The sequence below is a fragment of the Niastella koreensis GR20-10 genome (assembly GCF_000246855.1).
Classification (GTDB): Bacteria; Bacteroidota; Bacteroidia; order Chitinophagales; family Chitinophagaceae; genus Niastella; species Niastella koreensis.
This window is the reverse complement of record NC_016609.1, coordinates 4,370,414-4,394,933: the sequence shown is the minus strand read 5'-3', so window position 1 is coordinate 4,394,933 and position 24,520 is coordinate 4,370,414. Positions and strand designations below refer to the sequence as shown.

14 protein-coding genes are annotated in these 24,520 nt (G+C 45.8%); 10 read left to right on the top strand and 4 right to left on the bottom strand.

Annotated elements, in window-relative coordinates; genetic code table 11:
- Positions 1 to 58: 58 nt before the first annotated feature.
- On the top strand, positions 59 to 3,085 hold the full coding sequence (locus NIAKO_RS17265; protein WP_014219725.1) for a glycosyl hydrolase: 3,027 nt from the start codon (positions 59 to 61) through the stop codon (positions 3,083 to 3,085).
- A gap of 145 nt (positions 3,086 to 3,230) precedes the next feature.
- On the opposite strand, the gene NIAKO_RS36895 is transcribed toward NIAKO_RS17265, so the two are convergent.
- The 3 genes from NIAKO_RS36895 to NIAKO_RS17250 all read right to left on the bottom strand — a co-directional run bounded on the left by NIAKO_RS36895 (position 3,231) and on the right by NIAKO_RS17250 (position 6,915).
- A complete protein-coding gene (locus NIAKO_RS36895; protein WP_107685565.1) occupies positions 3,231 to 3,641 on the bottom strand; it encodes a response regulator in 411 nt (136 codons plus the stop codon).
- Positions 3,642 to 4,000: 359 nt separating this feature from the next.
- Positions 4,001 to 6,244: an FG-GAP-like repeat-containing protein gene (locus tag NIAKO_RS17255; RefSeq protein WP_014219723.1), complete on the bottom strand. Its 2,244-nt coding sequence runs from the start codon at positions 6,242 to 6,244 to the stop codon at positions 4,001 to 4,003.
- A 110-nt stretch (positions 6,245 to 6,354) separates the two neighbouring features.
- Positions 6,355 to 6,915, bottom strand: coding sequence for a hypothetical protein (locus tag NIAKO_RS17250; protein WP_014219722.1), 561 nt, complete (start codon positions 6,913 to 6,915; stop codon positions 6,355 to 6,357).
- 378 nt (positions 6,916 to 7,293) lie between these two features.
- Between NIAKO_RS17250 and NIAKO_RS17245 the strand changes: the two genes are divergently transcribed.
- Complete coding sequence (locus NIAKO_RS17245) at positions 7,294 to 10,116, top strand: FAD-binding and (Fe-S)-binding domain-containing protein (RefSeq protein ID WP_014219721.1); 2,823 nt, start codon at positions 7,294 to 7,296, stop codon at positions 10,114 to 10,116.
- 526 nt (positions 10,117 to 10,642) lie between these two features.
- A complete protein-coding gene (locus tag NIAKO_RS17240) occupies positions 10,643 to 11,704 on the top strand; it encodes a response regulator (protein WP_014219720.1) in 1,062 nt (353 codons plus the stop codon).
- A 251-nt stretch (positions 11,705 to 11,955) separates the two neighbouring features.
- Here NIAKO_RS17240 and NIAKO_RS17235 read toward each other — a convergent pair whose 3' ends face one another.
- Positions 11,956 to 12,852: a diacylglycerol/lipid kinase family protein gene (locus tag NIAKO_RS17235; protein ID WP_014219718.1), complete on the bottom strand. Its 897-nt coding sequence runs from the start codon at positions 12,850 to 12,852 to the stop codon at positions 11,956 to 11,958.
- Between the two features lie 143 nt (positions 12,853 to 12,995).
- Between NIAKO_RS17235 and surE the strand changes: the two genes are divergently transcribed.
- The 7 genes from surE to NIAKO_RS17200 all read left to right on the top strand — a co-directional run bounded on the left by surE (position 12,996) and on the right by NIAKO_RS17200 (position 24,512).
- Positions 12,996 to 13,730, top strand: coding sequence for a 5'/3'-nucleotidase SurE (gene surE / locus NIAKO_RS17230; protein WP_014219717.1), 735 nt, complete (start codon positions 12,996 to 12,998; stop codon positions 13,728 to 13,730).
- Positions 13,731 to 14,051: 321 nt separating this feature from the next.
- Positions 14,052 to 14,663: an RNA polymerase sigma factor gene (locus NIAKO_RS17225; protein WP_014219716.1), complete on the top strand. Its 612-nt coding sequence runs from the start codon at positions 14,052 to 14,054 to the stop codon at positions 14,661 to 14,663.
- Positions 14,664 to 14,769: 106 nt separating this feature from the next.
- Entirely contained in the window at positions 14,770 to 16,017 is a 1,248-nt protein-coding gene (locus NIAKO_RS17220; protein WP_014219715.1) for a FecR family protein, read from the top strand.
- Positions 16,018 to 16,152: 135 nt separating this feature from the next.
- Complete coding sequence (locus NIAKO_RS17215; RefSeq protein ID WP_014219714.1) at positions 16,153 to 19,602, top strand: TonB-dependent receptor; 3,450 nt, start codon at positions 16,153 to 16,155, stop codon at positions 19,600 to 19,602.
- Between the two features lie 22 nt (positions 19,603 to 19,624).
- Positions 19,625 to 21,457 (top strand): RagB/SusD family nutrient uptake outer membrane protein, encoded by a 1,833-nt coding sequence (locus tag NIAKO_RS17210; RefSeq protein WP_014219713.1) that lies wholly within the window; start codon positions 19,625 to 19,627, stop codon positions 21,455 to 21,457.
- A gap of 81 nt (positions 21,458 to 21,538) precedes the next feature.
- Positions 21,539 to 22,858 carry an IPT/TIG domain-containing protein gene (locus tag NIAKO_RS17205; protein ID WP_014219712.1) on the top strand — a complete coding sequence of 440 codons (1,320 nt, stop codon included), beginning with the start codon at positions 21,539 to 21,541 and terminating at the stop codon, positions 22,856 to 22,858.
- 91 nt (positions 22,859 to 22,949) lie between these two features.
- Complete coding sequence (locus tag NIAKO_RS17200; protein WP_014219711.1) at positions 22,950 to 24,512, top strand: DUF1565 domain-containing protein; 1,563 nt, start codon at positions 22,950 to 22,952, stop codon at positions 24,510 to 24,512.
- Positions 24,513 to 24,520: the final 8 nt, after the last annotated feature.

Here is a 24,520-nt window from a genome sequence, read left to right as displayed (position 1 = left end):
TAGTGTTTAATACGTTTTTTCAGAAACTACGAACCTAACAACCTAATAACAAGAATAAATGGACCGTCGCAAATTCATAGCCCTCACTTCGTTAACCACTGCTCATTTAGCCACGGCTAAGGCTGGAATAGTGAAATGGACACCTGGTATTGGTGGTATACCTACGATTACGACGCTGAAAGAAAAGTTTTTGTCGCCCGGCCAGGAGTTTCAACCCGGTTGTTACTGGTGGTGGTTCAATGGCCTTATGGATAAAGAAGGTATTACCCGCGACCTGGAGGAGTATAAAGCCAAGGGTATGGGTGAGGTACTGATGATCAATTCGGCGGATGGATTAGGCGGCGCCAAAGTTCCGCAAGGCGCCAGATTCTTATCACCCGAATGGCGGGAGCTGTACCGGTTTGCATTAAAAGAAGCCAATCGCCTCGGAATAAAATTTGGCGTGAACATGAGTTCGGGCTGGTGTATGGGTGGTCCCTGGATCCCGCCACAGCACAGCTGCCGCTGGTTCCTGCAATCGAAAATAACGGTGAAGGGCCCGCAAAAATTCTCTGGTAAATTACCGTTACCGGGTAACCGGGATGGGTACGACAACCTGGTAAATGCACCCGGCTGGAAGGAATACATCGATCTGCCATTGGAGAAATTAGATTATCGCGATACAGCTGTTGTAGCCATTCCTTCAGCCGCCGATAACAATCCTTTACGCACGGATAAACGGTCAACGCTTTTTATAGCCAAAACCAACCGCAAAGACGCCAGCAATTTTATAAAAGCAAATGACGTGATGGGGCCGGTATCAACACCCTGGGAGGTGATGCCCGGCGACCAACCCATTCCGGTAGATAAGGTGATCGACCTTACTGGTAAACTAAACGCCGATGGTCAGCTCGACTGGGACGTGCCCGCCGGTGAATGGACCATCGTTCGCACCGGTCATCGGATGACGGGTTCCAAAGTGATGATTGCCCAACCCGAAGCCAGCGGGCTTTCGGTTGACTGGTTAAGTCATACTGGTGTTGATCTGCAATTTGAAAACCTGGGAAAGGTGCTGGTACAGGAAGCAGGCGAGTATGCCGGCAAAACGCTTAAATATTTCTGTGACGATAGTTTTGAAGATGGTTTCCCTAACTGGACAGAAGACATCATTCCTCAATTTAAAAAATACCGCGGGTACGATCCCACCCCATACCTGCCCGTACTGAATGGCTTTATCATCGGCAGTGTGGAAATCAGCGACCGGTTTTTGAACGACTATCGTAAAACGATAGGGGATTGCCTGGCTGATGAACATTATAAACATTTTGCCGACTTGTGTCATCAAAACGGACTGCAGGTACAGAACGAAGCTGCAGGTCCCAGTCGCTCCGGCACCATGTGTATGGATGCATTAAAGAACCTGGGCCGCAGCGATATGCCACAGGGTGAATTCTGGCTGGGTGGTAAACACGATGAAGAAGGTGGGCTGGATGAAAAGCTGGGTTATGGCGTGGTGCGGCTGGAACAGGGACAGAACAAAGTAACCAAAATGGTGACTTCTGCCGCGCATATCTATGGAAAGAAAACGGCTTCAGCCGAATCATTCACCTCTTTCCGTCACTGGTACGATTATCCCGGTAATATGAAACAGGCGGCCGACCGCGCTTTTTGTGAAGGCATCAACCGTTTTCTTTTTCATACCTCAACGGCTACGCGGCCTAAAGATGGTAAACCGGGTATAGAATATGGCGCAGGTACGCACTTTAATCCCAATGTAACGTGGTGGAACCAATCGGGGCCCTTCCTGGATTATATCAGCCGTTGCCAGTACCTGTTGCAGCAGGGTTTGTTTGTGGCCGATATCCTGTATTATAATGGCGACATCACGCCAAATATCGTGCTGCCCAAACATGTGGACCCTTCAGCCGGTAAAGGATATGATTATGATGTGTGCAATGAAGAAGTGTTGCTGACCCGCATAAGCGTTAAGAACGGCAAACTGGTATTGCCTGATGGTATGAGCTACCACCTGTTGGTGTTACGCGGTAATACCAATATGCCGGTTGCCGTATTGCAAAAATTAAAAGAACTGGTGCTGGCCGGAGCTACCATCGTAGGACCAAAGCCGGAAAAAGATAGCGGACTGAAAGATTATCCGCAATGCGATGCACGCGTACAGGAACTGGCGGCATCCATCTGGGGCAAATGTGATGGCAAAAGCATCAAACAAAATACATTGGGCAAAGGAAAGATTTACTGGAATGTTTCTTTGCAAGAAATCCTGAAAGAAAAAAAGGTAGGGCCTGATTTTATTTACGACAACAACAATGCATTTATTGATTTTATCCATCGCAGCATTGGCGATACAGAAGTGTATTTTGTAGCCAATCGCAATAAGCGCGAGGAGCAGATGAACTGCCGGTTCCGCATCAACGGCCGTCAGCCGGAGATCTGGGATGCAACAACCGGGGAAACCATTCCTGTTAACGTAAGTACACAGGCAGATGGTTATACCAGCATTCCTTTACAGTTTGCACCCTTTCAATCGTGGTTCATTGTTTTCAAAAAAGCTACTTTACAAAAGCAGCCCGTTGCTAAAAAAGCAGCCGCCAATTTTCTTTCTTATTCACCTGTGCAGGAATTAACCGGCGGCTGGGCGGTGCATTTTGATACCGCCTGGGGTGGACCTGCCAGTGTTGAATTTCCTGCACTGGAAGACTGGACCAAAAGGCCTGAAGAAGGAATAAAGTATTATTCCGGCAAGGCTGTATATGAAAAGCGTTTTGATGCAACCGGCATTCAACCGGGTAGCCGGTACTTCCTGGAAACCGGTGTGGTGCATAACATTGCCGAAATAAAATTAAATGGCAAAGCGCTCGGCATTCTGTGGACTGCTCCCTGGCGCGTTGAAGTGACCGGCTTGCTGCAACAAACCGGTAATGTGCTGGAGATTATAGTGGTCAATTGCTGGCCCAACCGCCTCATCGGTGATGCCGCTTTGCCTGCTGAAAAAAGACTCACCCATACCAATATAGTATTTAAACCCGATGCCCCTTTAATGCCTTCAGGGCTCTTAGGACCGGTAGTGATCACTAAAGGGCAGTGATCAATAGACAATAGACAATTGGCAATGATGTCAGGATTTTTTCCACTGCCTACTGTCCGCATGTCGCTGAATCCGCCAACCGGCGGAAGAGGCGCAAGCTTTAGCATAGGAGGGCCTATTGTCTATTGCCTACTGTCTATTTGTTTTAAAGCGGTGTAATCTGACTAAACAATTTTTGTAAAGTTTTGCTGAAATCAATAAAGTTCATGGGTTTGGTGATACACGCCGACCCATACATTTGGCAAAACTCAATATCGTCTTTGGTCGCAGAGGTGGTGAAAATGGCAATCGGGATGTCCTGCCATTTCTCAATACTTCGGATATGCTGTAAGGTTTTCCTTCCGTCCGTTTTAGGCATGTTCAAATCGATCATGATCAAGGACGGGTAAGGCTTTTTTTCAGCCTCAAGCTGGTTCAGGATATAGATGCCCGCTTCACTGCTTTGTGCTTTGAAGAGGGTAATGTCAGGGAACAAAGTATTAACAGATTCTTCAAATATCAACAGATCATCCTGGTCATCGTCAATGTATAATATCGTCATTGGTACACGCTTCATACTTTCTGATAATAGATTTGTGGTTTGGATAAAAGATGGCCGCCCAGGTTTAAAGCCGGGTTGGTCAATTACTTTTTTTCATGAGATTAGTTAGCTGTAATAAATACTTCAGCAACTACAGGTGTTGCTGTAGGGTGTATACGGAAAGAAAATGTATGCGTACTGTCAGGGCAATAACCAGTCTTGGAGGTTGTTCAATACCAACACAGCAATCATGAGGCCAAATTTTCCTAATGACAATATTTAGCAAGGGTAAGAGTATGAAAATCAGGGTAATTAATAGGGGAAATTAAAAAAGTTTTGCAAATAAAAATCCTCCGGAAATATTGCTTATCCGGAGGATTTTTATACGCATTATTTTATTTAACGGTCACTGCCGACCTGGTTGCCGGAAAACAATCGATAATATTTGGTGTTATGTTATTAAAATTAAAAGGCTGCAGGCGTTTAGTGGTAAATGTATGAACGCCCTCTTTGATGGAAATCAGTACATCTGCCGGCACATTGGTGAATACCTGCGTTGTTAAATCGCCAGGCCATAGGATGGAAACTTCATCAATGGTGGTGGCGGCGCCTGTGCCTATGTGTTGCATCAACGGATTGGCGCCAAAACTGCCGCCGGAATTTACATCTCGGTACACCGTTCGTTTGTTGCCATTTTCAGTAAAAGATATTTTCAGGCGCGCACCAATTGCTGCGCGGTTACTCCCGTTACCTTGTAAGCTCAGCAGCAGCCGGTGGTTGTTGTTTTGGCCGGGATTTATATACAATGAATTTTCGTACGCATCGCCTACATAGGCGCCACCCATTTCAATATAAATGTCCTGGTCGCCATCATTATCCAGGTCAATAAAAGAAACGCCATGGCCTTTTTGCAGGTTACCGACACGCGCCGGAATGGTAACATCGGCAAAGCGCTTACCGTCCACGTTTTTGAACAGCTTGTTTGGTACCAGCGAGGAGTATTGCGGATTGCCGGTACCCAGGTAAAAATCACTCCAGCCATCATTGTCGATATCGCCAAAATTGCCGCCCATGGCAAAAGCAATGCGGTTCAACCCCGTTTTTTCCGATACGTCTTCAAACGTTCCATCGTGTTTGTTATGGAACAGGAAGATATGTCCCGAATTACCCGGGTTGGCATGCAGTGCTTCTGCAGCGGCATACCAGGCCAGTGAACGGCTGAATTCATAACCGCAAACCAGGATGTCGGGCCAGCCATCATTATCATAATCCCAGAACCAGGTAGTGAAGGTGGATGTGGTATTATTGGTTAACCCGGCTTCTTCCGAAACATTTTTGAAATGACAAACGCCATTTACTACGCCTTCATTTTTAAACAGGATCTTTTTCCCGTTTAGCGTAGAAATAAAAAGATCTACATAACCATCATTGTTATAGTCGCCGGAGGTTACACCTTTTACAAACGCGATCGTGGTACAACCGGCTTTAGCCGAAGCTTCCGTGAAGGTGCCGTCCCGGTTATTGAGATAAAATTCACAGGGATGCATTTCTTCGGGATTACTTGTTTCATTGCCGATAAATACATCCAGCCAGCCATCGTTGTTAAAATCGGCCCAGGTGGCCGTTTGGGTGGGGTGAAAAGATAACAACCCTGCTGCTATGGTAACATCGGTAAACGTGCCATCACCATTGTTTCTTAGTAACGAGTTGGGTTCTTTTCCATATTTGCCTTTCCAGGCGCCCCGTAAAACAAAAATGTCCTTCAGCCCATCATTGTTATAATCGGTTTGCACCATGTTCAAGCCGCCGGTAAGCTCTTTTAGTCCGGAGGTGGCTGTAGCATCGGTAAAGGTACCATTGCGGTTATTGATATAGTAATGCATGCCTTCCTGCAATCCCCAGCTGCTGGTAACGATGTCTACATACCCATCGTTGTTAAAATCTTCCACAATGCTGCCGCCGGCCATATTCTTTACATTCAGCGAAAGCCGGGCCGAAAGGTCAGTAAACGGTTTAATACTAACAGTGCTGTCGGCGGGCGGTAAAGTAATCAGTAAATTCGGTGGTACGTCCTGCGGATACCTGCCCGCAGCCATGTACGCAATGTTGAGCAGCCATCGTGATTCCAGGTCGCCGTCGTATCTAAGCAAGTCGGTATACAGCTCAATGGCTTTTTCGGCCCCCTGTTTGTTTACGTGGATGCCTTTATTGGCAATGGGATAAATACACGACTCACCAGTGTGATTATAAATACAGTTCATTCTTTCGCCCAGGCGCAGGTATGCAATGGCCAGGCTTTTCGTGACCAATTTTTTATTATCGATCAGGTAAGGTGGCAAATTGCGGATCAGGCTTTCAAAAATCGGAATGGCCTTGTCTTCCTGACCAAGCTCCAGCAGGGTATTGGCCAGGCCAAAGCTGGCCGAGGCCGAATCAGGATAGCTGGTGGCCGCCTGCAGCAGCGAATCGTAAAATATTTTTTTCCTTTCTGAGGCAAATGAATTGCCGGGTACATTTTCACTTTCGGCAACAGTATGCAACAGGTCTATCATTTCTTTATTGGGCGAACGATGCGTATTACAAGAGAGGGCCAGCCATAAAAATATGGCCAGCCATCCTCGAGGAAAGGCAATGGTCATGGAAGTATATGTTGAGGCAGTGATCAATGGATCATTGACCAGTAGCCGCGTGAATGAATGGGCAGGGGAGTTGAACCCCACCAGGTTTACTAATGATAAGCGTTAGCAGGTTAGACCTGTGGCGGATGGAATGGAGCGTTTGTATAGGGTAATATCAATGGTGGTACTGGCGATTGCGCCTTTTCACCGGTTGAAGGCAATGGATGGATTATTGTAAAATGGGTTGCCGGTTGACGATATTCAGAACCAGCCGGATTTTTTTTAAGTGCCCCGGGATCCTTTGCATTGGTGGGTACATCATTCACTTTGCCGGCATAAGCCATGCGGGCTGCGTGTAACCGGGTTTTGTTTTCATTGGGCAAACACAACAGGTACAGGGTGTCGTTGTGCACCTTTCTTTTTACATAATTATAATAAACACCATTCGCTTCTACCTCTCCATCTACCCGCTCATAAGCATTCCAACTGGAAAGATAAGGTGTGTGTAATGCGATCTTTACTTCAATAAGCTCGCTGTCGTTATACTCGTCGTTGTCGAGTTGTTGGGTTAGTTGCTGGTCGCTCTGTTGCATGAAATAATCAAACAACAGCGTATAGCCTGCAAGGTTAAACAGATGAACTGCAAGCAGTAATATGGCAAGGCACCGTTTCAGCGGAAAAAAATAATTCAATGAATTTAGTCAAATTAGTGCAAACAGGCACGCATATTTTTAATTGTAATCCCTTTATGCGGTTACCCGTTCATGACATACGCGGGGGCCTAATAGGGTACAGTACAATCTATAAACGTTGAAAATGTAGTGGTTCCTTTTACCAATACATTTGATGCCAATGGAAACCTGACTTCCCTTGCACGGTTGGTACCTTACGATGGTCTTGGCATGCCTACTGTAACGCAACAATACCGGTACCGGCCTTAGACCTGCGGTTTTCTGCAATTGGAGTCAACGCCTGACGAAAGAACGCTTTCATCAGGCGTTTTGCATTAAGCGTTCCGCGTTTAGCCTCAATGACGTACCTTGCAAAGTGAAATCATTGAGTTTTCCCCTATGACAAAGGCAAAGCAAGTACAGGAGGCCCTGGCAGCACAGTTTCCGGCAGACAGATTAAAAACCCGTCCAATAGACCTGCATGCGTATTCATCGGACGCGAGTTTTTATACCCTGGTGCCGCAGGCCATTGTGTTTCCCGTGAATATTGAAGAAGTGCAGTTGTTGTTCAAACTGGCCAAACAACACCAAACCTCGCTTACATTTCGTACCGGCGGTACCAGTTTATCGGGCCAGTCGGTAACCGAGGGCATTCTGGTTGATCTGTCGCGCAACTGGCCGCTGATAAAGGCCGAGCAACAGGGGGGCGCCGTACGCGTACAACCGGGGATCACCGGCAGCCGCGTAAATTTTTTCCTGAAACAATACAAAAAGAAGATAGGTCCTGATCCCGCTTCCATCAATGCCGCCATGATGGGGGGCATTTTGTCGAACAACTCCAGCGGCATGTGTTGCGGGGTGGTTAATAACAGCTATCATACCCTGAAGCATCTAAAGTTTGTGCTGCCCGATGGAGAGGTGTTTGATACTGAAAATAAGGACGACTATAAAAGATTTGAAACAGCCCGGCCACAGCTGGCCGGTGGCATACTGCAACTGGCGCAACGCGTAAAAAATAACCCGGCTCTCACAGAAAAGATCAGGGACAAGTATAAGATCAAGAATACCGTGGGATACAGCATCAATGCTTTTCTTGATTATGAGCATCCGCTGGATATCCTGGCGCATTTGCTGATAGGGGCAGAGGGCACGCTGGCCTTTATTGCCGAAGCGGTGTTGAACACCATTCCCGATAAACCCTATAAAAGTACCGGACTGTTGTTCTTTGAATCAACAGCTATCGCCTGTAACGCCATTCCGGCTCTCCGCGATAGCGACGCTGAAGCGCTGGAGTTTATGGACCGCGCCGCTATCCGTTCCATTGAAGACCAGGCAGGCGCACCGGCTTTTTTGAAAACCCTGCCGGGAAACAGCGCGGGTATTTTGTGCGAATATCAATCTGATACAGCCGCAGGTTTACAGGAAAAATTAACCCGGGCTGCCCAGTACCTCAATACATTGCCCATTACTTACAAAACTGAATTTACTACCGATGAATACCTGCAGGCCAGTTACTGGAAGCTGCGCAAGGGCATGTACCCTTCCGTAGCAGCGGTGCGGCAAAAAGGCACTTCGGCCATGCTGGAAGATATAGCGGTTCCCATCCAGAACCTTGGCAAATGCGTGGAAGACCTGCAGCAGCTGTTTATTAAATATAAATATTTCGACGCCATCATCTTCGGTCATGCCAAGGAAGGCAACCTGCACTTCCTGGTATCGCAATCGATCGACACCCCAGAGGAAGTGGGCGTTTTTGGCGCTTTTAATGATGAATTGGCGGAATTGGTCATAAAAAGGTACAATGGTGCGCTAAAGGCGGAACATGGTACTGGCAGGCAGATTGCTCCTTATGTGGAAACGGAATGGGGCACAGATGGCTATACTATCATGAAGGAGTTGAAAGCCCTCGTTGACCCCGGTAATATCCTGAACCCGGGTGTTATCATCAATCCGGATAAAGATTGTCATTTAAAGAACCTTAAGCCTTTACCTGTAGTGGAAGAGGAAGTTGACAAATGTGTGGAGTGCGGGTATTGCGAGCATAAATGCCCAAGCCGCAACTTTACCCTTACCCCGAGGCAACGCATTGTGCTGCGCCGTTCTTTATCGCGGTTGAAAAAAGCCGGCGATACCCAAACCTACAATAGTATCTTAAAGGATTATGCCTATGATGGGTTGGATACCTGTGCGGTAGATGGCATGTGCGCTACCGAATGCCCCGTATCCATCAATACAGGCGAGCTGGTTAAACGGTTGCGAAAAGAAAATCATTCCAAAACCGGCAATGCCATTGCCATGCAGGTGGCTAAAAACTTTGGCCTTGTTGAACGGCTTATTAAAACCGGTTTGCGCAGTGGCGGACTGGTGAACAAAGTATTCGGCAAAAAGGCCATGTTCAAATTAACCAGTGGCGTTCGCAAAATAGCGCCTGCATTCCCTTTGTGGCCGCAACAGTTAACAGCGCCGGTAACAGTTAAATCACAAAAGCCCGAACAGGCAGATGTGGTGTATTTTGTTTCCTGCATCAGCCGTACTATGGGTAAGGACATGGAGAAGAAAGAATCCATTGTAGATGTTTGCCGCCGCCTGTCACGGAAGGCCAATGTAGGCCTGCTGATTCCTGACAATCTCACCGGCACTTGCTGCGCACAGCCATTTGCTTCAAAAGGCTTTACGCCTGCCTACCGCGTTATTGTAAATAAAACCATCGACACGTTGTGGACATGGAGCAAGGGCGGAAGTTTGCCCGTTGTGCTCGATATTACAAGTTGCACGCACTCCCTGCAAACCTGCCGGCCGTATTTGTCGCCGGAGAATCAACAGCGCTTCGACCAGTTAAAAATTATTGATAGTCTTCAGTTTGCTACAGATATACTCTTGCCCCGCTTAACCATCACGAAGAAAAAAGACAGCGCGGTATTTCATCCGGTATGTTCCCTGCATAAAATGAACCTGAACAAAAACCTTTTACAGCTGGCCGCGCAAACCGTTACAGCGCCTGTAATTCCAAGTACTGCCGGTTGTTGTGGTATGGCTGGTGATCGCGGGTTTTATTATCCGGGCTTAACAGCATCAGCAACAAAAGCGGAAGTGGAGGAGGTGAACAATTCGGGTTGTGGAGATTGCTACTCAACTGCCAAAACTTGTGAAATGGCATTGGCTGAATCATCAGGGAAAAACTACCGGTCAGTATTATACCTGCTCGATGAAGTAACACAATGATGCAGGTCAGTTTGTTGGTATGTGCTACAACGTATTCGCATTATTTAAAAAAAAACCTGATAGTACAGGATGAAAAAATAATAGAATTATGCAACTTTGCACTTTCCCACCGTGTCTTACCTGGAAACAATAATCCATAAACAGTTTCATTTCACTGTTATTAGCCTGATGAATTCATAAAAAAAATTATGATGAGGCTAGGGATGATGTATAAAATACGTTATCTTTAAGTACATAGTCCAGCCGAGTCATATTCGATAGCAGTAACCCGATCCTTTGCAGGTTAATTAAATAGCAACTTTCAACACTGGTTAAATTGCCATTACAGTGCGCCATAGGGAAATATAGCCTCTCCGTGTTTTTTGAAAAAGTACTCCGTAACAAAGCTCTTTCAACCTTATCCAGGCCCGTTCATAAATAGCTCATATTGTTCCTTAGAAGACTGTGACCAACCAGGTCTAAATGACTGTGCTATGCCATAGCATGATAAACAGCTTTTGCTCATTTTTAAAACCCGACCAAAAACATGAAGAAGATTCTTGTTATTGAAAACAATGCCGGGATCAGGGAAAATATTGCAGAGATCCTCGAGTTGGCTAATTACAAGGTATTTGCTGCTGAAGATGGAAAAACAGGAATTGAAATCGCATTGCATCACAAACCTGACCTCATTTTATGCAATGTGGTGATGCCGCAATTAGACGGTTATGGCGTTTTACATTTGCTTCACAAAAATCCCACCATCCGCAACACACCTTTCATTTTTATGTCGGCTATTGCCGACCGTGCCGAAATGCGAAAAGGCATGGAGTTGGGCGCAGATGATTACATGGTTCAACCGTTTCAGAAAACCGAGCTGTTACAGGCAATAGAATGCCGTTTAAAACGTGCTGAATGGATTAAACAGGAGTTTGTGAGCCATGAATCGCACATAAATGGAAATGGCCACCAATTGGCCGAGATGCCCAAAATCGGCAATGAGCGCGATATCCTTTGCCTGCTCAGCGATAACCGGGATGTATGCAAGTATAAAAGAAAACAGATCATTTATGTAGAAGGGAACCGCCCGGCGCGGCTCTATTATATAAAGAAAGGAAAAGTAAAAACATATAAGACCAACGAAGAAGGGAAGGAGCTGATAGTTGGAATTTATGGCGAAGGCGATTTCCTGGGTTATGTGGCCCTGCTGGAAGGAACGGTTTATAAAGAAAGGGCAGAGACCATGGAGAATACCGAACTGTCTGTCATTCCTAAAGATGAGTTTGATGCATTGATGAATACCCGCAAGGAAGTGGTGGTGCGTTTTATGACCATGATGGCCCGCAACATTACCGAAAAAGAACAACTGTTGCTTGGATTGGCTTATAACTCCCTGCGCAAAAAAGTGGCCGATGCATTGATCACGGTAAACAGAAAATACAAAACCTCCATTAATATCAGCCGCGAAAACCTGGCAGCCATTGCCGGTACGGCTACAGCCTCCATGATAAGAACACTCAGTGAATTTAAAAGTGAAAAACTGATCGATATTCACGATGGCGCCATTACCATTTTAAATGAAAAGGAACTCGAGAATTTATTGAACTGATGAGTTGAATAACGAAGCTGCCCAAACTTGTTAAATTAATTAAAAAGTGAATGCCTTCTTCGGTTAAGCCGGGGAAGGTTTTTTCATTTATAACGTTCATCGACAGTTATAAAAAAAAGAAAGCTCCGATAGACATCGGAGCTTAGTCTCTGATTTTTTAAATATCCTATGAAAAACCCGTAATGCGAATGTATAACAGGTTCGTATAGTAATTAATGATGGTGGTCACTAATTTATATGATTGTTGCCAGTTATTTCAAGAATACTAATGCGTTCTTCTTAATTCGTACATGCACCGGCGTATTTTCCTTCAGGGTCAGTTGTTCGTCATCCAGATGTACATGCTTGCCCTTCCATTTAATGTGTACGTCTTCTGCTTTTATAGTTATGAAATCAAATACCACTTCAGCATCGTTCAGCTTGCTGTCGATATAGGCCGCGAATTTTTCCTGGTCGTTTCCCGGTATCAGCACTACTTCAAAATGACCATCGCCCGGATGCCCGTAAGGCGCCAGAAAAAGATTAGGTCCTATAAAGCGGGTATTCATCACCTCTGCCATCAGGTATTCACCGGAATGATCTTCCCCATCGATGATCAGTTCGCAATAATGTGGTTTGTATGAATGACTGATGGCATGCATCTGTTGCAGGGCTACCTTCATTTTCTGATCCTTATCAGGGATTTCATTCCTGCCTTCTTTTTTCATTTCCATCATCAGGTAGGGGAACAGGCCGTAGCCGAAACTTTCAATAAAAAAATCGGGTTGCTGTTCAATGTCGAAGATCTCGCCTACATCGATGGCAGTGGTTTGCGGGGAACTCCAGGAGCGGATAACATCAATCAACTCGCCTTTTATTTCCAGCGACTCTGCAATGTTATTGGCGGTGCCGCAGGGAAGAATGGCTACCGGCAGCCGTTTTACCGGATGCTCTTTTTTTAACAGTACGGCAACCACCTCCTTCACGGTGCCGTCACCCCCGGCAATTACAATAAAATCAGTATGCGGTGGGATATTTTGCCAGTCTTTATCATCTGTAGAACTATATCTACATTCATAACCAGCTGCTTCAATCAGTTTTACTAACACTTCTTTTGAGTGCGCCTCATCACCGGCGCCGGGGTTGTGTATCAGATAGGTGGTTCTCATTAGCTATCTGCTTTACAAAATTATACCAGGCACGATTTTAATATCGAATGTTGAATATTGAATGTTGAAGTGAAATACAAAACCGTAAATAATTGAATTGTATTTACTTCGATATTGGACATTCAATATTCAATATTTGACCTATGACTATATTGATAACCAATGACGATGGAATTTACAGTCCGGGTATTGCGGCGCTGGCCCGTATTGCCGCCCGTTTTGGAAAAGTAACGGTCATTGCACCCGATCATGAACAAAGCTCAATGGGCCATGCGGTCACCCATTCCCGGCCCCTGTCCATAAAAAAAGCGACGATTGCAGTGGAGGGAGTAGAGGCCTGGAAAGTAAACGGAACACCGGCCGATTGTGTGGCCGTGGGCAGTCATTTATATGCTAAAACCGATGTGGTGTTATCGGGCATTAATATGGGCCCCAACCTCGGCAATTCCATGTGGCATTCGGGTACCCTCGCTGGCGCCAAACAGGCGGTATTATTGGGAATACGAGGCATTGCTTTAAGTACACCGGTTGGTAAAAGCGAGCCCGACTTTGATGCGCTGGAGCCCTATATAGAAAGGACGCTGGCCTTGCTATTTGAAAATAAAGACCTGGCTTTATATAATGTGAATTTTCCGACGCAGCCAACAGATCTCAAATGGACGCGCCAGTCGGTTCGCCTGTACGATGGGAAAATAGTTCCCGGGGTTGACCCCATGGGCCGTAAACATTACTGGTTTACCGTAACACCCCTGGAGCCGGCTGAAGAAGGCACGGACCGCTGGGCTGTTGAAAACAATTACGTTTCTATTACGCCGCTTAGGTTGGATCTTACGGATGAGCAGATGCTGAGGCGGGTAAAAGAGATGCTTCCTGTTTAAAGAATTGGCAAACGGCAAAAAGCAGACGGCAAACAGCCGCGACGCGGCAACGCTGAGAAATGAAGAATGAAAAATTAAAAAGCCGATTCACTACTTCACTAATATACCTGTGCCGCCAAAAAATATAGCGCAAACGATTGCGTTATTGTAGCAACCGTTTGCGGCCCATCATTTGTTTTTAAAATTTTGAAAGATTTATTTTTTTAATTCGCCGGCTATTTAAAAACAGTATTTTTAAATCTGACTGGCTTCAGGAAACCTTACCTCATTGCCTGCTTTACATTTTATTTATTGTTCTCATTTATATAACCAAAGCACAGGGTGCCATTGGATAATTTATATACCGATCGGGAATTACTGGCACAAGTGGCCAATGGGGATAAATTAGCCTTCAGGCAGTTATTTGACCTGTACAAGCTACGGTTGTATGCCTTTGTATTGCAATTGACCCATTCAAAAGTAGATGCAGAAGAAATTGTGCAGGATGTGTTCACTAAATTATGGGAATCCCGCACCAGCCTGTTGCATGTTGAATACCCTGGTAAATATATATACACCATCGCACGTAATAAAACATTGAACCATTTAACCAGGCTGGCCCGCGACAGGCAGTTGCTTCAGCAGGTTTGGTTGAATGTATCACATGTTGATAATCCCACTGAAGCCATATTACAGGCGCAGGAAAGCCAGCGGCTGATTGATGAGGCCATAAGCCGGCTATCCATTCAACGTCAAACGATCTTTAAACTAAGCCGTGAGCAGGGATTTACCCATGAAGAAATAGCTGCCCGGTTAGATCTCTCCAAAAGCAGGATAAAGAATATCCTGGTTGAAATATTAAAGCATATAAAAGATCATCTCGCGCATTATGCTACTCTGGTATCCGCATTATGCTGGATAAGCTACAGTCTTTTTGGGAATTTTGCCCTGTAAAAAATATTTTTAAGAAACTGCTGTTTTCCCCGGTCCTTCTTCTTTTTTCAATTGTCTGTATTATTCATATTACACCATTGCCAATAAATCATTAATAATTCATTAAATGTCTATCAATACAAACCGGATGCAATACCTGCTCAGGCAGTACACGCAAAAAGCATGTACCCTCGAAGAACTGCAGGAATTGTTTGCCTTTATAGCGCAGCCCCAAAACCGCGAACAGCTTGAAACAATGATGGAAGCCGAATACGAGGTGTTGCAACCGTTGAGTGTGGCAGAGGATGTTGACTGGGAATATATCTTTCAGCAGGTTACACAAAAAACAGATGCTGGCATAATCCCTTTGGGTAGCCCCGGCCGCTTTGGGTGGAAATGGGTTGCAGCAGCTGCGGCAATAGTTCTGGCGTTGGGGCTGGGTGGTTTCTGGTTCATGAACCGATTAACCAAACAACCTGTCGCTGATAATGAAAACCCGGTGCAGCAGCCTGTTGGGGATGTATTACCTGGTGGCAACAAAGCCGTTTTAACTCTGGCTAATGGAACAGCCATTGTGTTAGACAGTGCACAGAACGGCATATTGTCGCAACAGGGAAATGTCAGTATAATAAAGAAAAGGAATGGAGAAGTAGCCTATAAACCTGTTGGTGGAAAGGACCTGGCTGTTACCTGGAACATGCTGGCAACACCCAAAGGCGGACAGTATCAACTGGTACTGCCCGATGGCAGTAAAGTATGGTTGAACGCTGCGTCCTCTATTCGTTACCCGGTTGCTTTCACCGGTAATGAACGGAATGTTGAATTGACCGGCGAAGCCTATTTTGAAGTAGCGAAAAACCCGGCTATGCCATTTAAAGTTATTATTCCCTCCTCAACAAAAGCGGGCAGGAGCATGATCGAAGTGCTGGGAACCCATTTTAATGTTAGCGCCTACAACGATGAAGAGGCTACGAAAACAACTTTGCTGGAAGGGAAAGTTCGGATAGTGAGCGGTGAGTGGGCTGCGGGCAATGGCAGATCAACAGGAAAAAAACAGGAAGCATTATTACAACCCGGGCAACAGGCGCAGTTGTTCACTTCGGGACAATTAAAAAAGATCGATGATGCCGATATTGAACTGGCCATGGCCTGGAAGAATGGGTTCACCGCTTTTAAAAGGGCTGATATCAAAAGCATCATGCGGCAGGTGGCCCGGTGGTATAATGTTGAGGTGGTGTATGAAGGCACAATTCCGCAACGCAGTTTTACCGGCGGTATTTCAAGGGATGCCCGGCTTTCTGAGTTGCTTCATTTGCTGGAAGTGAGTAAAGTGAATTTTCGCATTGAAGGTAACAGGCTGGTGGTGATGGCCTAAGAAAAGGGATATCCAACAAAAAACCGTCCCGGGTTGCAGCCGGAACGGTGAATAGTTTGGATTAAACCAATAGCCCCGACGTAGTCGGGAACGAACATTGACTGTTTATTGCTTAACCCAAAACAAAACAAAGTTATGGATTTAGAAATTCATTCGGTTATTCGCATGGAAAGCCCTGGGCGAAGCCGAACAACCAAAACACTGCAGATCATGAAGCTGACAGCCATTCTTTTATTGGCGACCTGTTTACAGGTTTGTGCCAATGGGTATGCGCAAAAGGTCTCTTTATCAGAAAAAAATGCGCCCCTTGAAAAAGTAATCCAGCAAATCAAAAAACAAACCGGGTACCAGTTCTGGTACGAAGACAAGCTGTTGCAAAAAGCACGGCCGGTAAGTATTTCTGTACAAAACGAACCGTTGGATGTAGCGCTGAAAAAAGTGTTCACCAATCAGCCCTTTACCTACGAGGTTATTGGAAAAACCGTTGCCATTAAGGAAATAGAAAGTACAACGCCGGAAACTAAGCCGGAGTTGGCCAATACGCCCCTGCCAGTTGATATAACAGGCCGGGTGCTTAATGAGCAGGGCGAACCCCTTGCAAAGGCCTCCGTAAGTTTACCAGGTGGGCGTGGCACCCAAACAGACGCAGACGGTGTATTCCTTCTTAAAGAGGTATTGCCTGATGATATTATAACGATCACTTACACGGGTTACGAACCCCAGAAAGTTAGAATAGGGGATAGAACTTTTTTTGCCGTGGTGATGAAGCTGGCAGAAAAAGGGCTCGATGAAACCGTGGTGGTAGCTTATGGAAAACAAAAAAAGATAAGCGTTACCGGTTCGGTAACCTCGGTCAATATGCAGGATATGCGTACCCCGGTGCGTTCATTGACCAATGCGCTCGCCGGAAAAGTGGCTGGTATCATTTCCATGCAAACCGGTGGCGAACCGGGATATGATAATCCCACTTTTACCATTCGCGGTATTGGCACTTTCACCGGCGGTACGTCGCCATTGATCATAATAGACGGGGTGCAGCGCGATGACGTAAACAGCACTTTTGGCGGCGCCTACAATAATATCGATCCCGAAGATGTGGCATCCATCTCTTTACTGAAAGATGCCTCAGCCACGGCCGTATATGGCGCCAGGGGCGCCAATGGTGTATTGATCATTACTACAAGGAAAGGGGTAGCCGGTAAACCGAAAATTTCCATGAAAATGGAATCTGGTATGACGGGATTGACCAAAACACCCAAGATGCTGGATGGGGTAACCTATATGAAGCTGTTGAATGAAGCCAAAACCAATATGGGCGAAACGCCGGCATACAGTGATGACGTGATCCAGAAAACAGCCAGCGGGCTTGACCCGTACCTCTATCCAAACGTAAACTGGATCAAAACAATTTATAAAAACTGGGCGCCCTTATACAATGGGAATGTAAATGTAAGCGGTGGCGGTGAAGCCATGCGTTATTATATGTCCGCCTCTTTTTACGACCAGGATGGAAGTTATAAAGTAACCAGGGTGAACGGATACAATCCCAATTTGAATTTCAAGCGGTACGACTTCCGCAGTAATGTCGATGTGAATGTAACCAAAACCACCCTGTTGTCGTTGAACCTGGATGCCATGCTGGTAAATAGCCGATACCCGGGTAATTCAGCTTCCAGTATCTGGTATGCAGCCTATGCAACGAATCCGACCGCATTTCCGGTTTCTTATCCCGGTGATAAATGGGCCGGTCCCCGCAACAACGGCGGTTCCAACCCGTTTAACCTGGTGCAGAATTCGGGCTACAGTACAGAGTTCAGGCCCACCATACAATCAATTATCAGTTTAAATCAGCGGCTTGATGGCGTAACCAAAGGCCTGGCAGCCATGACCCGTTTTTCTTTTGATTCCTACGGTCAATTTGATAACAATCGTACTGGTACAAATGATCTGTGGTATACAGGGTCGAGAGATGGCAGTGGTAACCTGGTGTATGAGCATGTGAGAACAGGTAACCAGTTCCTGGGATATTCTTCCAGTTCTACCGGGGAACGGGTCATGTACCTCGAAGGGAATATTACTTACGATCGTAGTTTCGGTGCACACAGTTTTGGCGGTTTGCTGTTGTATAATATGCGTAACCGCGTAACCGGTACGGCATCCAGTGTAAAATATGCCATTCCTTACCGTAACCAGAGCTTTGCCAGCCGTATAACGTATTCGTACAACGATAAATACCTTGCCGAATTGAATGCCGGTTATACCGGTTCAGAAAACTTTAAAAAAGGCGAGCGGTTTGGGTTTTTTCCTGCGGTATCTGTTGGCTGGGTAATTTCCCGTGAATCTTTTTTTGATCCGCTGGCCGGTACGGTAAATCTGTTAAAAGTAAGAGCCTCGCATGGCGTTACCGGTAACGACCAAATAGGATACGGCGACCGGTTTGGTTACTTAACCTATATCTCAGGCGGCAATACGACTGCATTCGGGCTGGGCCCCAGTTATTATTCCGGTATTACGGAGAGTGTGTTTGGCGTAGAGAACCTGCGTTGGGAAAAATCTACCAAGGATAACCTGGGCATTGAGGTGGGACTATTGAATAAGATAAATATCGTAGCAGATGTATTCCGTGATAAACGAAAAGATATATTGATCCTGCGGCAATCCATTTCTTCAGTGGGCGGATACTCGCTGAGCAGTATTTACGCCAATATGGGGGAGATGCAAAACAAAGGTGTGGATGGTAGCATTGAATACAATGACAAGTTTGGTAAAAATGTACGATTACGGTTGTTTGGCAACTTCACCTATGCAAAGAATAAGATCATTTATGCCGATCAGCCTAAACGCACCAATGCCTATCAGCAATGGGAAGGACACCGTTTCGGCGAGTTTACCGGTTATTCATCGCAGGGTTTATTTGTTGATCAGAATGATATAGATAAAAGCGCCGAACAAAAATTGGGAAGCGCGCTCATTCAGCCCGGCGATATAAAATACCGCGATCTGAATGGCGATGGTACAGTAGATGCCAATGACTGGAGTTATCTGGATAAATCTTCTTTCCCGGCTTTATTATATGGACTTGGCTTTACGGTGGGTGTTAAACGTTTCGATATCTCGATATTCTTGCAGGGCGTATCTGATGTAGGCATTATGGCCAACGGATCGGGTATCGCCGGTATAAATGGCGCTGCCGGTGGCGTAGGGATTGTTCCCTTTGCCGGTATTGGCCAGTACCCTGGTAATGTATTGTCGAATGTAACCAGCAGGTGGACAAAAGACAACCCGGTGCAGAACGTGGATTATCCCAGGTTGAGTGTATCGAACCAAAGCAGTAATAATTACCAGAACAGTACCTGGTGGTTAAAAGATGGCAGCTTTTGCCGGTTAAAACAGGCTTCCATCGGCTACGATCTGGGTATACCCTCTCTTAAAAGGGCCGGTATTGCAAGTCTTTACTTTTATGCAGCGGCTCAAAACCTGTTCACTTTTTCCAAATTCAAATTGTGGGACCCTGAACTGGGCTCTTCCGGAGCAACTTATCCGCCTGCCCGTACCATAACCGTGGGGGTAAGAGCACAATTTTAAATGCCATTAAACGGACATTCATATGACTAACAATAAATATATAAAAGGCATGCTGTTTTTGTTAATGCCTGTTGTAATGGTATCCTGCTATTACCTGGATAAAAAGCCGGATAACCTGTTAACTGAAGATATGATATGGCAAACCAGGGCAAATGCCGAATCGTACCTGTACAACATTTATGGATATATGCACACTTCCGATGGGGGCGACTATGCCTCCATGGGCGCCAGCGATGAATCGAGCGTATGCATTGGTGGCGTGGGCGTGCGGCAAATGGTAGCCGGCAACTGGAGTGCTGCCAGCGGTTATTTTTATAATTGGGGAACCTATTATGTTGGCATCAGGCAAACCTTTGTATTTGAAAGCAATATAGATAAGGTGCCTGCAGTTGAGTTAAGTGACAACCTGAAAGCGCAATATAAAGCCGAGAATGCTTTTTTGAGAGGGTGGTTCTACTGGCAATTATTAAAACAATACGGCCCCTTTGTTAAGGTCACCGGTGTGTTAAGCCAAAGCGAAGATTATAATCAATATGCAAGAGCGCCTTTTGATACCTGCGTGGCTTATATCAATGAGCTTATGAACACTGCGGCGCAGGCCTTGCCGGTTACCTGGGGCTCCTCCGCCAATTATGGCCGGCCAACCAAAGGCGCCTGCCTGGCGGTAAAAGCCCAGGTGGCTTTGTTGGCTGCCAGTCCGTTATGGAATGGTAATGCCCGGTTTGCAGCATTGAAGAACCAGGATGGTACCCCCCTGGCGCCTGCTCAATACGATGCTTCTAAATGGAAAGCCGCCGCCGATGCAGCCAAAGCAACCATCGACCTGAATGCTTATAAATTATACACCAACCTCGATGATGGCGGCAATACATTTGATCCTTACCTGTCGTGCCGTAATGTTTTCCTCACCAACTGGAACAATGAAATTGTCCTTTCCATTAATAACTGGTTGTACTGGGGCTGGACGAAATGTTCTTCTCCAGGCCCGGGCGGTTATAACATGTACAACGCCACGCAGAATGTAGTGGATGCATTTAGCATGAGCAACGGAAGAACGATCGATGATCCGGCCTCGGGTTATGTTGAAACCGGGTTTGCAGCTGCTAATGGTTCAAATAGCTGGGGGCATAAAAAAGGCGACTGGAACATGTATGCCAACCGCGAACCCCGCTTTTATGCCTATATCCAATACAACGGCCGCCCCGTATTACCGGCCCCCACGGTTGATGATAAGAATTATTATTCATCCGATGCCAATAAAGACGGTAATGGCCGGGTGGAATTGTATTACAATGGTAAATCGGGACAAAAATCCGCAGGCACCAATAATATCACCGGGTACGATGTGTTGAAAAGAATTAATCCCTCTGATAATATTCGTAATGATGTAAGTACTTACCGGCCCTACATTTTGATCAGGTATGCTGAAATATTGCTGAATTATGCAGAAGCGCTGAATGAATACGATCCTTCCCAGGCAGATATTGTAAATTATCTGAACCTGGTTCGTGCCCGCGCGGGGCTTCCCGGTATTGAAACGGTATATCCATCAGCAATAGGAAATAAAGAGGAGATGCGTAAGCATATTTTGCGTGAACGCGAAGTGGAATTGTGTTTTGAAGGCGACCGGTATTATACGCTGGTAAGAAGGTTGTTATTAGGTAAGACCGAAAACCAAACGATTTATGGTATGAATGTGAATGCCGATGATGCCGGTCTGGGCTTTTCATTTACCGGTTTTTATCAGCGAACCTTATTCCAAAAAAGATATTGGGACGACCGGATGTACCTGTTCCCCATTGTGCAAAGCGACGTGGAAAGAGACCGGGCATTGGTTCAGAATCCGGGCTGGTAAGTAATGAGTGAAGCCCTGCCTGCCGGTTGACAGGCAGGGATGTTAAGCAAGCATTTTATTCATGTAATTACAGTAAACGCTATGACTAAAAATATAAACCAATATATATTATTCGGTTGTCTTTGTATGATAGCCTGCCTGGCGGGTTGTAAAAAAGACAGCAGCGGCACCGGGCACGATGCCGGCACGCCCATTGTCGTAAATACCTTTTTACCTGTACAGGGTGGCGGTGGCACCGAAGTGTTGTTCTCCGGTTCCAATTACATAAACGATACTAACCAGATCACAGTTACGCTGAATGGCAAACCGTTGAAAGTAGTAGGTGTGAACGGGTCGCAAATAATGGCTGTTGTGCCTAAGAAAGCCGGTTCAGGCCATTTTGTAGTAAAGATCGGGGCCGACAGCGCGGTAAGCACGGGTATTTTTAATTACGTATATACCAGAACGGTAAGCACTTTTGCCGGCAGTGGAAAAGCCGGGTTTGCAAATGGCATGGGCACCGATGCCATGTTTGACTTCGGCGGCCAATCGTGGTACCGGAGCATGGGCATAATAGTTGACGATAATTTGAACCTGTATGTGGCTGATCCGGGCAATCATTGTATTCGGAAGATCGACAGCAATGCCAATGTAACAACCTTTTGTGGAAGCCCGTCAGGCGCGGGATATGCAGATGGCAAGGGAACAGCGGCAAAATTCAGTCTGCCTTATGATGTGGCCTTCGATGCCCAGGGAAATATATGGTGTGTTGATCCCGCAAACTGGGACATTCGCAAAATAGCACCCGATGGAACAGCTACAACCTGGGCCTGGGGAAGCCAGTCGCCCTGGAGCGTATCGGTAGATAAAACAACAGGCATTGTATATTATGGCAGTAACAGCTCGCCGGGAAATATTTACCCGGTCACCGCACAATGGACTACCGGCTCTGCTATCGTTTCGGGGCTGAACTATCCGGCGGGGATCAGGTTTGATAAGAGCGGTAATTTATTTGTGGTGTTGAATGGCGATCATGTAATTAAAAAATATACGGCCGGTGCCTGGGCCGGCAGCACCATTGCAGGGCAAACGGGTGTTCCCGGGTATGTAAATGGCGCCGCTGCGGTGGCCAAATTCGATCATCCCTGGGGACTGGCAATAGATACTGCTGGCAATCTGTATGTGGCCGGTAATGGTACCTACGATGGCAACACCGGCAATAGCGATCAGGCCATTCGTTATATTGAAGCAGCTTCCTTCAACGTAAGCACATTTGCCGGAAGCGGTAGCGCCGGTTATGCGGATGCGGTAGGAGAAGCGGCTGCATTCAGTGCGCCCACCGGCATAGCCGTTGATAAAAACGGAACGTTGTATGTGCTGGATAAAAACAATAACCGCATCAGAAAAATTATTTCTGAATAACAGCTATAAAGGAGGCAGCCCTGTATGAATGTGCGCTGCCTTCTTCTTTTTAACGATTTCCTTTTTTTTAAATTAATGTATTCAACCTCGTATGTTGACAATCTTTATACAGGCATTGGGCAATGTCCTATGCAGAATGGCTTTTTTGTTGGTATGGATTGCTTTCGGTTGCAGTAAAAAAAGCAGTTTAACATCCTCCGAAACCGCAGTAACAGCTAAAATTTATTATGTTTCACCCAATGGCAGCGATGCCAATACCGGAATAGTAAGCGCGCCATTAAAAACAATAACCGCAGCCTTAAATAAAGCGGTTGCCGGTGATACTATATTAGTGAGAGGTGGTACTTATTATGATAAAATAAACTTTCCTAAATCGGGTACCGCGGATAGAATAATTACGGTTAAAGCCTATCCGGGTGAAAAACCGGTTATTGATGGCAGTGCTATTACGGTAAGCGGCTGGACGGCACTTGTAACATTTAGTGGCGTTCGCTATATTACACTGGAAGGAGTTGATATCTGCAACCTGTATTCTTCAACTGTTAATACCGACCCGGAAGGCATAACCATCAATGGTAATTCGAAAGATATTACTATTAAAAATTGTAATATCTATAATATAAAAAACAGCGCCAGTCTAAACAACGGGCGAAGCGGCCACGCCATACTGGCTATTGGTAATGGAACTGCAGCCATCAGCAACCTGGTTATTACCGGTTGCACGGTTCATGACACACAAACTGGTACCAGTGAAAATATTACCCTGGCAGGAAATATCGACGGCTTTACGGTTAGTCAAAATACACTTTATAATACGGAGAACATCGGGATCATTATTGCGGGCGGCGATGGATTGAATCCAACCGGCAATGTAGCAACCAATTATGCGCGTAATGGCATAGTAAGCGATAATGTATTGAATAATATCTCCATGGCGAATAGCGTAAATGTCTGGGGGGCCAACAACTATGGCGCCATTGCCATTTATGTTTGCGGTGGCGCAGGTACCGTCATTGAAAGAAATAAAGTATATAACAGCGACAGGGGTATTGGTTTGGTAAGTGAAAGTAATGTTTATGCCACCAGAACCTGCACTGTAAGAAATAATTTTGTATACAACTGCTGGCGTACCGGTATTTACATGGGCGATTATTTAAACTATACAAAGGGGGGCACTAAGAACTGTTACGTAGTAAACAATACCTTATATCAGAACGACCGGGTAACAGGCGCATTTGGCGAAATAGAAGGCGAGATACGCCTTACCGAAAACTGCGATAGTAATGTAGTGAAAAATAATATCGTTTATGCAAGGCCCACGGACGTATTTGTTCATAAATACACCGCTACCGGCAGCAATAATATCATTGATAATAACCTGTATTATACCACCGGTACGGCTAAGTGGATATGGAATGGCACGGAATGCACTGATTTCGCGGTCTGGAAAACAGCCTGCGGCGGCGATGCCGGTACAGCCAATGGTACCGATCCTTTACTGGTAAGCACTTCCACGCCCGATTTGCATATTCAGGCTGCATCACCCGCTAAAAATACCGGTGTGGTGATAGCTGCAACTATAAATGGCAGCACCGATATAGATGGAAATGAACGAATAGTAAACAACAAAATAAGTAAGGGCGCCCAACAATAAAACAAAAT

Bases quoted from the DNA above. Each gene is read 5' to 3' on its own strand.
- NIAKO_RS17245 (WP_014219721.1), top strand. From the start codon at position 7,294: ATGACAAAGGCAAAGCAAGTACAGGAGGCCCTGGCAGCACAGTTTCCG.
- NIAKO_RS17240 (WP_014219720.1), top strand. From the start codon at position 10,643: ATGAAGAAGATTCTTGTTATTGAAAACAATGCCGGGATCAGGGAAAAT.
- NIAKO_RS17220 (WP_014219715.1), top strand. From the start codon at position 14,770: ATGTCTATCAATACAAACCGGATGCAATACCTGCTCAGGCAGTACACG.
- NIAKO_RS17215 (WP_014219714.1), top strand. From the start codon at position 16,153: ATGGATTTAGAAATTCATTCGGTTATTCGCATGGAAAGCCCTGGGCGA.
- NIAKO_RS17205 (WP_014219712.1), top strand. From the start codon at position 21,539: ATGACTAAAAATATAAACCAATATATATTATTCGGTTGTCTTTGTATG.
- surE (WP_014219717.1), top strand. From the start codon at position 12,996: ATGACTATATTGATAACCAATGACGATGGAATTTACAGTCCGGGTATT.
- NIAKO_RS17265 (WP_014219725.1), top strand. From the start codon at position 59: ATGGACCGTCGCAAATTCATAGCCCTCACTTCGTTAACCACTGCTCAT.
- NIAKO_RS17200 (WP_014219711.1), top strand. From the start codon at position 22,950: ATGTTGACAATCTTTATACAGGCATTGGGCAATGTCCTATGCAGAATG.
- NIAKO_RS36895 (WP_107685565.1), bottom strand. From the start codon at position 3,641: ATGAAGCGTGTACCAATGACGATATTATACATTGACGATGACCAGGAT.
- NIAKO_RS17235 (WP_014219718.1), bottom strand. From the start codon at position 12,852: ATGAGAACCACCTATCTGATACACAACCCCGGCGCCGGTGATGAGGCG.
- NIAKO_RS17210 (WP_014219713.1), top strand. From the start codon at position 19,625: ATGACTAACAATAAATATATAAAAGGCATGCTGTTTTTGTTAATGCCT.
- NIAKO_RS17255 (WP_014219723.1), bottom strand. From the start codon at position 6,244: ATGACCATTGCCTTTCCTCGAGGATGGCTGGCCATATTTTTATGGCTG.